Raw genomic sequence first — 13015 nt, 5'->3', positions numbered from 1 at the left:
GATGGCCGAGTGCACCGGGCTGTGGCGGCGCACCCTTCTCGTCGGCGCCGACGGATCGCGGGACTCCGGCGGCGACGTTCGGTGGCTCCAGGGCATCACCGCCTACGTCGACTCCCGGGGTTTTGCCGGCCCACTTCACCAGCGTGACAACGTCTTCGAGTGGCATCGTGACGTCGACCTCGAACCGCCGGGCCCGTTTCCCGACGCCGGGGCCATGCACTGGGACGGCGACGTCCTCGTCGAGACCGGCGTTCACGAGGACTACTCCGAACACTGGGTGCGCGACGCGGACTCGGCCGGTCCGTGCGCAGCGGCCTTCCTGCGATCTCCCGACGGCGCACGCGGACTGCTGATGCGCGTCGGAGATCTCTTCGGTTGGGCAGGTGCGGGTTCGGTGGTGATCGGTGCGCTCGGCGGGGTGGAGTGGACGAATCTACGAATAGCGCCATCGGATGACCACGTCGACGCCGTCGGCCAGCGATGGAGCGTCGAACTACGCGAAGGGAAGTCAATCTCATGACCGGCATGACCTCATTCACCTCGGTGCCGATCGTCGACGTCGGCGGCCTGCGATCGCCGGACCCGGCCGAGCGTGACCGGGTATCGGCCGAAATCGGTCGGGCGGCAGGCGAAGTCGGGTTCTTCTACGTCAGTGGTTCCGGCATCGACGAGTCGATGTTCGACCGCATGCTCGACGCCACCAAGGAGTTCTTCGCGCTGCCGTTCGAGGAGAAGATGCGAAGCTACATCGGCCTTTCCCGCTGTCATCGCGGCTACGTGCCGATCGGCGAGGAGGGCGTCGAAACCGCCGCGGACGCCGTGCCCGACCTCAAGGAGGCGTTCGACACCGCGCTCGACCTGCCCGCCGACGATCCCGACTATCTCTCGGGAAACCCGATGCTCGGTCCGAACGCGTGGCCGGACCTGCCGGGCTTCGCCAAGGCCGTGACCGACTACTACGAGGCGGTGCTCGAGGTCGGGCATCTGCTGCTGCGGGCGTTCGCCGTTGCCCTGGGGGAGGATCCGGAGGTTTTCACCCGGCACGCCACCAAGACCCCGAGCCAACTGCGACTGGTGCACTATCCGTACAACCCCGACGCACGGGACGGACTCGGCATCGGGGCTCACACCGACTACGAGTGCTTCACGCTGCTGAAGCCGACCGCACCCGGGCTCGAGGTGCTCAACGGGGCCGGGCAGTGGATCGACGTCCCTCCGGTGCCGGGAACCTTCGTCGTGAACATCGGCGACCTGCTCGAGTTGTGGACCAGCGGTGCGTTCGTCGCGACCAGCCACCGCGTCCGGAAAGTCGCCGAGGAGCGCTACTCGTTCCCACTCTTCTTCAACGTCGACTACGACACCGAGGTGAAGCCACTGCCGCAGTTCGTCTCTCCCGGCACGCCGCAACGCCCGCCGTTGAAGGCGGGGGAGCACCTGTTCGCCCAGACCGCACAGAGTTTCGCGTACCTGCGGCAGCGCGTCGAGAGCGGTGAGCTGGTGCTGCCCGAGGGGTCGCTGCAGCTCAATCAGTTCGGCCAGCAGGCGCTGTTGGGAGTGGAGTGACCCGCGTGCCCTACCCCTTCACCGCCGACCACATTCTCGAAGGAGCCATCCGATGACCACCAAGTTCCGCGCCATTGCAGCCATCGCCGCAACCGTCGTCCTCGGACTGACCGCTTGTGGCGGTTCGGATTCCGGCAGCGGCACACCGAATGCCGCACCGACCGACAAGGTGCTGCACCTGTCGTTCCTGCAGGATCCGGGGCAGCCGCCGGACCCCGACGTGTACTACGCCGGGCAGGGCCTGCTGCTGACCACCAACACCTACGAGGGTCTGCTGCAGTACAAGGGGGGTACCGACAAGCCGGAACTGGAACCACTGCTGGCCACGGAGTGGACGGCCTCACCCGACAACAAGGTGTTCACCTTCAAGCTGCGTGAAGGGGTCAAGTTCCACGACGGCACGCCGTTCACCTCGGCGGCGGTGAAGGCCTCGTTCGACCGCAGGCTCGCCGTGAACCAGGGTCCCGCCTACATGGTGGCCGACGTCGATTCGATTACCACACAGGGTGATTACGGCGTCACCATCAATCTGAAGGCGCCGAACTCGGCATTCCTGGACTACCTGGCCTGTCCCTACGGGCCGCGGATGCTCAGCCCCGAGGGACTGACGAAGAACGGCGGCACGGACCACGCGCAGACGTACCTGACCAACCACGACCTCGGCACCGGACCGTTCACGCTGACCGCCGCCGAGGTGGGCTCCAAGTACGAACTGACCGCCTTCGGCGACTACTGGGGCACCAAGCCCTACTTCGAGAAGGTCGAGCTCCCGGTCATCACCGACGTCTCGGCGCAGCAGTTGCAGTTCAACAACGGCCAGATCGCCGCAATTCTGCACGATCTACCGTCCTCGGCGGTGCAGTCCTACCTGGACAACAAGGCCTTCACCAACTACTCGCTGCCGACGATGATGTCGAACTACGTCTACGTCAACCAGCGCAAGGGCATGATGACCGACGCCAAGAACCGCACCGCCGTGCTGCAGGCCATCGACGTCGACGAACTCGTCAAGCAGACGTACTTCGGGCGCGGCAAGAGAGCCGAGCAGATCTACCCGCCGAACATGATGGCAGCCGAGTACGGCAAGCAGTCGATCACCCACGACCCGTCGGTGCTGACCGGCATCGCCGCGAACTTGCCCGCCGACCAGAAGACCGTCACCATCGGCTACGACTCCAGCAATCCCGATAATCAGTTGATCAGCAACCTGATTCAGACGCAGCTGGCCGCGGCCGGGCTCGACGCCAAGGTGCAGGCCTATCCGACATCGGAGATCTACGGCTGGGTCGGCGGCGACGGACAGGGCGCGCCGGAGATCATGACCTACCTCGGCTGGCCGGACGCACCCTCGCCGTACACCTGGGGCCACATCTCGTGGGACGCCGACGGTGGCCTGAACTTCTTCGGATGCTCGGCACCGGCGGTCACCGAGGCCCTCAACAAGGGTCTGCCCAACGCCACCGCTGCGGACTACTCGACCGCCGGACTGGAAGCCGTCAAGACCGGCTGCTGGTTGAACGTCGCCGACGTCAACGACTTCATGGTGGCCCAGCCCTGGCTCAAGGGGATGGAACAGGCCCACGTGGTGACCAACCCGAATTCGCTTCGGCTCGCCGCGCTTTCGGTAGGCTGATGACGACGCTGGTCCGCCCGAGCGGTGTGCGCCGGATCATCCTGCTGACGTTGGGCTGGGAGGAACTGCCGAAAGCGGTGTCGGTGTACGGCGCCCCGCCAGAGGAGCGGATGCGGGAACCGGTGCCAGGGGTGCTGTTGCAGACCGACGGCGGCTGGGTGTTGCTCGACACCGGGTTCAACGCCGCCCTGGTGCGGGATCCGGCGTTCCACCGGAGGTTCTTCCCGACGGTCGAATACCGCCCGGTGCTGCCGGGTCCCGGSGAGCCGATCGAGCAACGGCTGGCCGAGGTGGGGGTGGACTTCGACGCCATCCACACCGTGGCCGTCAGCCACCTGCACCACGACCATGCCGGCGGACTCAAGCTGTTCGCCGGCAAGGTTCCCGTGCACGCGCAGCGCCGTGAACTCGAGTACGGGTTGTCCAATCACCCAGAGCCCGAACGCAATGCGATCGTCCGGGTGGACTTCGACGACCCGAACATCGAGTGGCGTCTGGCCGACGGGGAGGCCGAGATCGCGCCGGGGATCACCGCGATACCGACCTACGGGCACACCCCTGGCCACCAGAGCTTCATGGTGGAAATCGACGAAACTTGCGGCGGTGACGGGTTCGTGTTCGCGTTCGATGCCGCCGACCTCACCGAGAACATCGAACACGAACTCGCCATCGGTGGATTCATCGACGTCGAGCCGGAGGAGACCGTTGAGCCGATCCGCCGGCTCAAGGAACTCGCGGCGCGCAAGGGGTATCCGTTGATCCCCGGGCACGATCCGCACGTGTGGCCGGAGTTGACGACCCACTTCCACGAGCGCTTCGGCCCGGTCACGGCATAGGTGACCAGTTAGTTGATCGGGGCGTTGACGACCGCGAGGTCGGCCAAGATGCCGCGGGCGGCGACGATGCCCTCCCCGGTCTGCCACACCTCGTCGTTCACGATGAACACGCGGTTGTCGCGCACCGCGGACAGCTTCTTCCACGCCTCGCTCTCGAGAACCTCCGGAGCGCGAGCCTTGGCCGCGGGTGAGTCGAAGGACAGGAAGACGACGTCTCCGTCGGCGGCCGAGAAGTCCGTCGACTTGGACACCTCGGACGTGCCGACCTCGACGTAGGGCTTGTCCTTGAACCGCTGCGTCGCCGGACGGTCGGCACCGACGGCGCCGAGCACGGCCGCCGGGAAGTCGTCGATGCCGAAGATCCGCAGGGTGTTCTCCGTCAGCTGCACGACCGACACCTGATAGTGGGTGGCGTCGTTGTCGGCGCCGGTCTTGTCCGCGGCCCGTTCGAAGTCGTCGACCAGCTGGTTGGCGGCGCCGGCGCGGCCGGTGGCGGCACCGACGGTGCGCAGGGTGTCCTGCCAACCGGGGCCGGGAGCGCCGGTGAAGACGGTCGGGGCGATCGCCGACAGCTCGCCGTACGCCTCCGGCGTCAAAGCCTGCGAACCGAGGATGAGGTCCGGGTTCGCGGCCTTGACCGCCCCGAGGTCCGGTGCCGAGCTGTTGCCGGCCGCAGGGACGTCGTGGACCACCGTACCGAGGTAGGACGGCTGGCCAGTTGACCCGTCCCGCGGGGCGGCGACCACGATGCGCGATTGAAGGCCAAGCGCACACAGGGCGTCGAGCTGGTCACCGGAGAGCACGGCGATGCGCTGCGCGTCCGGAGGTACCTCGGTGGTTCCCGCCGCGTGCCGAACCTCGCGCGTCGGCGGGTCGTCGAGGGGAGCCGGATCGGGGGCGCACGATTCGTCGGGTCGGCGTTGATTGCCCAGGACGCCGGCCCCGGCGATCCGCGTCGTGCTGGTGACCAGAGACGTGGCGTCCGTATTGCCAGGTTGCTCGGGCGAGTCCCCGCAGCCGCTGGCCAGCGTCGCCACGAGTGCCGTGGTGACAGCTGCTGCGGCCGCGATCGGACCCATTCGCGAGCTCAGGAACGCCACGCCGCAGACGGTACCAAGTCGCGGGCCGCATGCCCGCCCACCGACCGCTTCCAGGGCGTTCGAGCCTGGTCACGCGACGTCGGCCGGAGAGTTCTTACCAAATACGACACTTTGTAGGACCCATGGCGCGACACCGCCCGGCGGGGGATAAGATTGCCAACGAACCTTCGGGTTCGCCCGTCGATATTATGGAGGACCTGTTGGTAGCCGAAGCGCCCCCAATCGGAGAACTCGAGGCACGCCGTCCGTTCCCGGCGCGAATGGGTCCCAAGGGCAACCTGATCTACAAGCTGGTGACCACCACCGATCACAAGTTGATCGGCATGATGTATTGCGTCGCCTGCTTCATCTTCTTCTTCATCGGTGGACTGATGGCGCTGTTCATGCGCGCCGAGCTGGCGATGCCCGGCCTGCAGTTCCTCAGCAACGAGCAGTACAACCAGCTGTTCACCATGCACGGCACGGTGATGCTGCTGTTCTACGCGACCCCGATCGTGTTTGGCTTCGCCAACCTGGTGCTCCCGCTGCAGATCGGCGCGCCCGACGTGGCGTTCCCGCGGCTCAACGCCTTCTCGTTCTGGCTGTTCCTGTTCGGTGCGTTGATCGCCATCGCCGGGTTCATCACTCCCGGTGGTGCCGCTGACTTCGGCTGGACCGCGTACTCGCCTCTGACCGACGCCATCCACTCGCCCGGCGCGGGTGGTGACCTGTGGATCATGGGTCTGGCCGTCGGTGGTCTCGGCACCATCCTCGGTGGCGTCAACATGATCACGACCGTGGTGTGCATGCGCGCCCCCGGCATGACGATGTTCCGGATGCCGATCTTCACCTGGAACATCCTGGTGACGTCGATCCTGGTGCTGCTGGCCTTCCCGCTGCTGACCGCGGCGCTCTTCGGTCTGGCTGCCGACCGCCACCTCGGCGCGCACATCTACGACCCGGCCAACGGCGGTGTACTGCTGTGGCAGCACCTGTTCTGGTTCTTCGGTCACCCCGAGGTGTACATCATCGCGTTGCCGTTCTTCGGCATCGTCTCGGAGATCTTCCCGGTGTTCAGCCGCAAGCCGATCTTCGGATACACCACGCTGATCTACGCGACGCTGGCCATCGCGGCCCTGTCGGTCGCCGTGTGGGCGCACCACATGTACGCGACGGGTGCCGTACTCCTTCCTTTCTTTTCCTTCATGACGTTCCTGATCGCCGTTCCGACGGGCATCAAGTTCTTCAACTGGATCGGCACGATGTGGAAGGGGCAGTTGACCTTCGAGACCCCGATGTTGTTCTCGGTCGGCTTCCTCGTCACGTTCCTGCTCGGTGGCCTGTCCGGCGTGCTGCTCGCCAGCCCGCCCCTGGACTTCCACGTCACCGACTCGTACTTCGTCATCGCGCACTTCCACTACGTGCTCTTCGGCACCATCGTGTTCGCCACCTACGCGGGCATCTACTTCTGGTTCCCGAAGATGACTGGCCGCCTGCTCGACGAGCGCCTGGGCAAGCTGCACTTCTGGTTGACGTTCATCGGCTTCCACACCACCTTCCTGGTGCAGCACTGGGTGGGCGACGAGGGCATGCCCCGTCGCTACGCCGACTACCTGCCCAGCGACGGCTTCACCACGCTCAACATCGTCTCGACGATCGGTGCGTTCATCCTCGGCATCTCGACGATCCCGTTCGTCTGGAACGTGTTCAAGTCGTGGCGCTACGGAGAGCCCGTCGTGGTCGACGACCCGTGGGGTTACGGCAACTCCCTGGAGTGGGCCACCAGCTGCCCGCCGCCGCGGCACAACTTCACCGAGCTGCCCCGGATCCGTTCGGAGCGACCGGCATTCGAGTTGCACTACCCGCACATGGTCGAGCGGATGCGGGCCGAGGCCCACATCGGTGGCGGACCGCACCCGTCGGGTGGTGACGTCACGGAGATCGACGACGTCCAGGTCCGTACCTGATCGAGTCGTAGAGCGCCGTTCGCAAGAATGACTACGTCAAGTGTGTCGGTGTTGATCACCGTCACCGGAGTCGATCAGCCAGGTGTCACGTCGGCCCTCTTCGAGGTGTTGTCGCGCCACAAGGTCGACCTGTTGAACGTCGAGCAGGTCGTAATCCGCAACCGGCTGACCCTCGGTGTGCTGGTTGCCGGTCCCGACGACATCGCCGGGGGAGCGCAGCTTCGCGACGAGGTCACCTCGGCGATTCAAGCCGTGGGCCTCGACGTCACCATCGAACGCAGTGACGACCTTGCGGTGCTCGAGGAGCCGTCGACGCACACCATCGTCGTGCTCGGTCGACCGATCACGGCCGAGGCCTTCGGGGTGGTGGCCAGAGAAGTCGCCACGCTTGGGGTCAACATCGACTTCATCCGCGGCGTGTCCGACTATCCCGTCACCGGCCTGGAACTGCGGGTCTCGGTACCGCCGGGTGGCGCCTACGGTCAGCTGCAGACGGCGTTGGCGCGGGTGGCCGCTGCCGAGGGCGTCGACATCGCGCTCGAGGACTACAGCCTGTCGCGACGGGCCAAGCGGCTCATCGTGTTCGACGTCGACTCGACGCTGATCCAGGGTGAAGTCATCGAGATGCTCGCCGAGCGGGCCGGTGCGCTGGCCGCGGTGGCCGAGGTGACGGAAGCGGCGATGCGTGGCGAACTGGACTTCGCCGAGTCGTTGCACAAGCGTGTGGCGACACTGGCCGGGTTACCCGCCTCGGTGCTCGACGAGGTCGCCGATCAGATCGAGCTGACCGCCGGGGCGCGGACGACGATCCGCACGCTTCGCCGGCTGGGTTACTACTGCGGCATCGTCTCCGGTGGCTTCCGTCAGGTGATCGAGCCACTGGCACACGATCTGATGATGGACTTCGTGGCCGCCAACGAACTCGAGATCGTCGACGGCAAGCTCACCGGGCGCGTCGTCGGCGAGGTGGTGGACCGGCCGGGAAAGGCCAAGGCGCTGAGGAACTTCGCCCAGCAGGTCGGCGTCCCGATGGAACAGACCGTGGCCGTCGGCGACGGCGCCAACGACATCGACATGCTCGCCGCGGCGGGCCTCGGCGTGGCGTTCAACGCCAAGCCCGCGCTGCGCGAGGTGGCCGACGCGTCGCTGAGTCACCCGTACCTCGACACCGTGCTGTTCATCCTCGGGGTGACGCGCGGGGAGATCGAAGCTGCCGACGCGGTCGACGGGACACTGCGCCGCGTCGATATCCCCGACGACTAGAACGTCAGACCACCACCGCGCCGACGTCCGCGCCCGCCGGCCCCGTTCCGGTCACGCTGCGCCAGGCCCTGGCGAGAAGTTCGACGGCTTCAGTGAGTTGGTCATCGGGCAGCGTGTAGGGCACCCGGATGAACCTCTCCAAGGTGCCGTCGACCCCGAACCTGGGGCCAGGCGGAATCTCGAGACCCATCCGCGAGGCCGCCGCCGACAGCGCCGTGCTCATGGGCGCGGGCAGCCGTACCCAGAGCGACATTCCGCCCCGGCTCGGATCGGGCCGCCAGTCGGGTAGGTGCTCCTCGAGCAGGTCGAGAAGAAGCGCCCGTCGCCCGCGCAGGATGTCGCGCCGTTCGGGAAGCAAGTCGTCGGCCATGGCGAGAAGCCTTGCGGCGGCAAGCTGTTCGACGATCGGGGTGCCCATGTCGACGGACGGTCGCATCGCGCCGATGGTGGTCAGCGCACTACGTTCGGCGCGAATCCAACCGATGCGCAGACCGCCCCAGCACGACTTCGACATCGAGCCGACGGTCAGCACCAGATCGCGCCGCGTGGTCATCGACGCCGCGAACGGCGGCGGCACCGCTTCGTCGAGCCACATGTCGGTGATGGTCTCGTCGACGATGGTCCGGGTGCGTGTTTCGGCGATGATCTGAGCAAGGCGTCGTCGGCCCTCGGGGGGCAGCGTCATCCCCGTCGGATTGTGGTTGTCCGGAATCAGGTAGGCGAGGTTCGGTGAAAGTTGGCGCACCGCAGCGTCTATCGCGTCGAGCTCCCAGCCGTGATGGGTCATCGCCACCGGGACGGGTCGTAAACCCTTGGTGGCCATCGTCGCAAGCGCTCCGTGATAGGTCGGCTGCTCGACGAGCACCCTGTCGCCCGGCTGGGTGTAGGTCGCCATGATGAGCCCGATGGCGTGTAGCGCACCCGTGGTCACCACGATCTCGTCGGGATCGGTGGGAAGACCTCGCCGACAATATCTTTCGGCGATGGCCTCACGCAGGGGCGTGACGCCGACGAGTTCGATGCCGATGTCGTGCAGGTACGGCGTGACCTGTTCGGCGGCCTCGACGAACGCGCGGGACACTGCGGCGGCCGGTGCGGCAAGGGTCGCGGCGGCCAGGTTCGCCGACGCCGTTCCGACGATGGTGGGCGTGGTGACCGCCGCCGACACGGGCAGCGCCGTCGTGCTTCGCGCGCCCTGACGGCCCCTGAGGTAGCCGTCCTCGCGCATCTGGGTGTACGCCGCGGTGACCGTCGTCCGCGACACGCGCAGGGCGTCGGCGAGTGCCCGCTCGCTGGGCAATTGCGCGCCGACCGGGAGTCGGCCGTCGACGATCAGCATCCGGAGGCCGTCGGACAGGCCCTGGTAGGCAGGTCCGCTGGCGCTGGAGGTACGCCAGTTGCCCAGTTCGCGGGCCAAGAGGTCCACATTGAGCCGTCGCCGCGCCAGTTCCACACTCATCGGAGCCAGTTTGCCCCAACTGGATATTGATGGCAAGGCCAGTTGTGGTCGAACATTGGCGTATGGCACAACACTGGACCTCAAGAATGACCCGCAAAGCACGTGAGTTGGGCCGGGTCTACCGCAACTCGCCACGGATCGGCGACTTCGTCGCGGAGGACTCGGACTCGCGCCGGATCCGCGCCGACCTCGACGCCATCCGCGCCCGATTCCCCGACCACGCGTGAAGCGCGGCTTCGCGCGTGGGGCGGCGCTGCTGGTCGGCCTGATCGGGTACGGCTTCTCGATGGCCGTCATGGTGCGCTCCGGGCTCGGCCTGGACCCGTGGGACGTGTTCCACCAGGGCCTGGCCAACCGCACCGGCATGACGATCGGGATCGCGACGGCCGTGGTCGGCGTCGCCGTGCTACTCGCCTGGATCCCGCTGCGGAACCGGCCGGGCGTCGGCACCGTCGCCAACGTCGTCGTCATCGCGATCACCGTGGACGCCGCACTGGCCTTCCTGCCCGAGCCGACCGGCTTGCCGGCTCGCATCGCGATGATGCTCGGCGCGGTGCTGCTGAACGCCGTCAGCACCGTCCTCTACATCGGCGCCGGCCTCGGACCAGGACCGCGTGACGGTCTGATGACGGGCCTGGTCGCCCGCACGGGGCTCTCGGTCCGACTGGTCCGCACGTCCATCGAGGCGACCGTCCTGGTCATCGGGTGGCTGCTCGGCGGCACCGTCGGCATCGGCACCGTCGTGTACGCATTCGGCATCGGCCCGCTGGTGCAGGTGACCCTGCGGGTCACACCGCAACGGTGGCTCGCCGTGAGCGGTTGGGCCGTCGTCGCACCTGGCCTGACTACGATGGGCGAGTGCCAGCCGACCCCAGCGACCGAGAAGGCTCCGCAGAACCCCAGGTCGACCCAGACCTGCTGATCGACTTCGCCAAGATCACGCTGCGACGCGGCGGGAAGACCCTCGTCGGACCCGTCACCTGGGCAGTCGAACTCGACGAGCGCTGGGTCGTCATCGGCCCCAACGGAGCGGGGAAGACGTCGCTGCTGCGCATCGCGGCCGCCATGGAACACCCGTCCACCGGCACCGCGTACGTGCTCGGCGAGCGACTTGGCAGGACCGACATGTCGGAGCTTCGGGCCCGCGTCGGGCTGAGCAGCTCGGCGCTGGGGCAACGGATCCCCGACGACGAGGTGGTGCGCGACGTCGTGGTGTCCGCCGGGTACGCCGTGCTCGGGCGCTGGCGTGAGAAGTACGACGACGTCGACTACGCGCAGGCCGTCGACATGCTGGAAAGCCTTGGCGCAGAACATCTCGCGGAACGCACCTACGGCACCCTCTCGGAGGGCGAGCGCAAGCGGGTGCTGATCGCACGGTCGCTGATGATCGATCCGGAACTGCTGCTGCTCGACGAACCGGCCGCCGGTCTCGACCTCGGCGGGCGCGAGGAACTGGTCTCCCGGCTCACCGATCTGGCCGCCGACCCCGACGCCCCCGCCATCGTGCTCGTCACCCACCACGTCGAGGAGATCCCGCCGGGCTTCAGCCACTGTCTGCTGCTGTCCGAGGGTGCGGTCGTCGCGTCGGGGCTGCTGACCGACGTGCTCACCTCCGACAATCTGTCCAAGGCGTTCGGGCAGTCGATCGCGCTCGACGTGATCGACGGCCGCTACTTCGCGCGCCGCACCCGCAGTCGCGCAGCGCACCGAAGGAGAGCCTTGTGAGCCCCGTGGCTGACGCCGATCCGCTCGTTCCGAGACCGGCAGCCACGGTCATGCTCCTTCGGGAGGGCCGCGACGCCCACGCCGACGGCATCGAGGTCTTCCTGATGCGCAGGCACGCCGCGATGGAGTTCGTGGCCGGCGTGATGGTGTTTCCGGGAGGCGGGGTCGACGAGCGCGACCGCGGAGCCGACATCGCGTGGTTCGGCCCCGAACCGTCGTGGTGGGCCGAACGCCTCAACGTCGACGTCGACCTGGCCGAGGCGCTGGTCTGCGCCGCCGCCCGCGAGACGTTCGAGGAGTCGGGCGTCCTGTTCGCGGGGCCGGCCGACGATCCCGACCAGATCGTCGGCGACGCCTCGGTCTACGGCGAGGCCAGGGCCGCGCTGGCCAACAATTCACTGTCGTTCGCCGACTTCCTTCGCGCGGAGAACCTGGTCCTTCGGGCCGACCTGCTTCGGCCGTGGGCCAACTGGGTGACGCCCAAGGAGGAGCGCACCCGGCGTTACGACACCTACTTCTTCGTCGGGGCCCTCCCCGAGGGGCAGCGCGCCGACGGCGAGAACACCGAGACCGACCAGGCGGCGTGGGTGACCCCGCAGGCAGGTCTCGACGACTTCGCGCAGGGCCGGTCCTTCCTGCTGCCGCCCACGTGGACCCAACTCGACTCGCTCAACGGGCACACCGTCGCCGAGGTGCTGGCGGTGGAGCGCACGATCGAGACCGTCGAGCCCCACCTCGCAGCGGACAAGGACACCGGCAACTGGCAGATCGAGTTCTTCGACAGCGGCCGCTACAACGCGGCACGCAACCAACGAGGACCAGCCGGATACGACAAGTCGTGAGGGAATTCGTCAGCGTGCACGCCACGGACGGCGTCGGCACGCTGGTGCTGTCACGGCCGCCGACGAACACCCTGACCCGACAGATGTGCCGTGAGATCGGCTCGGCCGCAGCCGAACTCGGTGAGCGCACCGACGTGGCCGCCGTCGTCGTCTTCGGGGGACACGAGATCTTCTCGGCCGGGGTGGACGTAGGAGAGGCGCGCACCATCGGCGCCGATGCAGCCGCCGTCGCCGCGGCGGTGGCACTGCGCGCGGTCGCCGACGTCTCCAAACCCACGGTCGCCGCCGTCACCGGCTACGCGCTCGGCAGCGGGCTGACCCTTGCCCTCGCCGCGGATTGGCGCATCGGCGGTGACAACGTCAAGTGGGGCGCGACGCAGATCCTCGACGGGCTGGCACCGTCGCACGACGACGCGGAGCTCCTGGCACGGGCGATCGGCGACGCCCACGCCAAGGAACTGGCGTTCACCGGGCGCTTCGCTCACGCCAAGGAGGCCCTCGAGCTCGGTCTGGTCGACGAGTTGGTGGCCCCCGACCACGTCTACGACTCCGCCGTGGCGTGGGCCCGGAGATTCGTGGACGTGCCGCCCGAGGCGCTGGCGGCCGCCAAGGCGGCATTTCGCCCGGCCTCACCGGGCCGTTAGGCTG

The 13015-nt window shown here is 67.5% G+C and carries 13 protein-coding genes; 11 read left to right on the top strand and 2 right to left on the bottom strand.

The annotated features are described in order from the left end of the window. Nucleotide 1 precedes the first annotated feature (1 nt). The 4 genes from ASD37_RS06345 to ASD37_RS06330 are packed head-to-tail and all read left to right on the top strand — an operon-like array spanning nucleotide 2 to nucleotide 4032. The gene (locus ASD37_RS06345) at nucleotides 2–520 is read left to right on the top strand and encodes a hypothetical protein (RefSeq protein WP_235567977.1); all 519 of its coding nucleotides are present in this window, start codon (nucleotides 2–4) and stop codon (nucleotides 518–520) included. After that, complete coding sequence (locus ASD37_RS06340) at nucleotides 517–1563, top strand: isopenicillin N synthase family oxygenase (protein WP_056549162.1); 1047 nt, start codon at nucleotides 517–519, stop codon at nucleotides 1561–1563. Before ASD37_RS06345 ends, ASD37_RS06340 begins: the two co-directional genes overlap by 4 nt. Nucleotides 1564–1615: 52 nt before the next feature. Then, the gene (locus ASD37_RS06335) at nucleotides 1616–3196 is read left to right on the top strand and encodes an ABC transporter substrate-binding protein (protein WP_056549160.1); all 1581 of its coding nucleotides are present in this window, start codon (nucleotides 1616–1618) and stop codon (nucleotides 3194–3196) included. After that, a complete protein-coding gene (locus tag ASD37_RS06330) occupies nucleotides 3196–4032 on the top strand; it encodes an N-acyl homoserine lactonase family protein (protein WP_056549158.1) in 837 nt (278 codons plus the stop codon). Before ASD37_RS06335 ends, ASD37_RS06330 begins: the two co-directional genes overlap by 1 nt. A gap of 8 nt (nucleotides 4033–4040) precedes the next feature. Here the strand turns inward: ASD37_RS06330 and ASD37_RS06325 are convergent, their stop codons facing one another. Next, nucleotides 4041–5111, bottom strand: a complete 1071-nt coding sequence (locus ASD37_RS06325; protein WP_056549156.1) for an ABC transporter substrate-binding protein — start codon at nucleotides 5109–5111, stop codon at nucleotides 4041–4043. Nucleotides 5112–5332: 221 nt separating this feature from the next. Between ASD37_RS06325 and ctaD the strand changes: the two genes are divergently transcribed. Together ctaD and serB are read left to right on the top strand one after the other, a co-directional pair. Further along, nucleotides 5333–7078: a cytochrome c oxidase subunit I gene (ctaD, locus tag ASD37_RS06320; RefSeq protein ID WP_056549952.1), complete on the top strand. Its 1746-nt coding sequence runs from the start codon at nucleotides 5333–5335 to the stop codon at nucleotides 7076–7078. Nucleotides 7079–7105: 27 nt separating this feature from the next. Further along, complete coding sequence (gene serB / locus ASD37_RS06315; RefSeq protein WP_056549154.1) at nucleotides 7106–8341, top strand: phosphoserine phosphatase SerB; 1236 nt, start codon at nucleotides 7106–7108, stop codon at nucleotides 8339–8341. Nucleotides 8342–8345: 4 nt separating this feature from the next. Here the strand turns inward: serB and ASD37_RS06310 are convergent, their stop codons facing one another. Next, complete coding sequence (locus tag ASD37_RS06310; RefSeq protein WP_056549151.1) at nucleotides 8346–9800, bottom strand: PLP-dependent aminotransferase family protein; 1455 nt, start codon at nucleotides 9798–9800, stop codon at nucleotides 8346–8348. A gap of 86 nt (nucleotides 9801–9886) precedes the next feature. Between ASD37_RS06310 and ASD37_RS31810 the strand changes: the two genes are divergently transcribed. From ASD37_RS31810 to ASD37_RS06290, 5 genes are read left to right on the top strand one after another with little or no spacing between them, the layout of a single operon-like run. Then, nucleotides 9887–10027: a hypothetical protein gene (locus ASD37_RS31810; RefSeq protein WP_162253204.1), complete on the top strand. Its 141-nt coding sequence runs from the start codon at nucleotides 9887–9889 to the stop codon at nucleotides 10025–10027. After that, nucleotides 10024–10722 (top strand): YitT family protein, encoded by a 699-nt coding sequence (locus ASD37_RS06305; RefSeq protein WP_056549150.1) that lies wholly within the window; start codon nucleotides 10024–10026, stop codon nucleotides 10720–10722. Before ASD37_RS31810 ends, ASD37_RS06305 begins: the two co-directional genes overlap by 4 nt. Continuing rightward, nucleotides 10659–11525 (top strand): ABC transporter ATP-binding protein, encoded by an 867-nt coding sequence (locus ASD37_RS06300; protein WP_056549148.1) that lies wholly within the window; start codon nucleotides 10659–10661, stop codon nucleotides 11523–11525. Before ASD37_RS06305 ends, ASD37_RS06300 begins: the two co-directional genes overlap by 64 nt. A gap of 50 nt (nucleotides 11526–11575) precedes the next feature. After that, on the top strand, nucleotides 11576–12367 hold the full coding sequence (locus ASD37_RS06295) for an NUDIX hydrolase (RefSeq protein ID WP_056549949.1): 792 nt from the start codon (nucleotides 11576–11578) through the stop codon (nucleotides 12365–12367). Beyond that, nucleotides 12364–13011: an enoyl-CoA hydratase-related protein gene (locus ASD37_RS06290; RefSeq protein WP_056549145.1), complete on the top strand. Its 648-nt coding sequence runs from the start codon at nucleotides 12364–12366 to the stop codon at nucleotides 13009–13011. The genes ASD37_RS06295 and ASD37_RS06290 overlap by 4 nt, the downstream gene beginning before the upstream one ends. Nucleotides 13012–13015 lie beyond the last annotated feature (4 nt).

The organism is Mycobacterium sp. Root135 (genome assembly GCF_001426545.1).
Taxonomy (GTDB): Bacteria; Actinomycetota; Actinomycetes; order Mycobacteriales; family Mycobacteriaceae; genus Mycobacterium.
The sequence above is the reverse complement of the archived record's forward strand: the minus strand, read 5'-3'. Positions and strand labels throughout refer to the sequence as shown.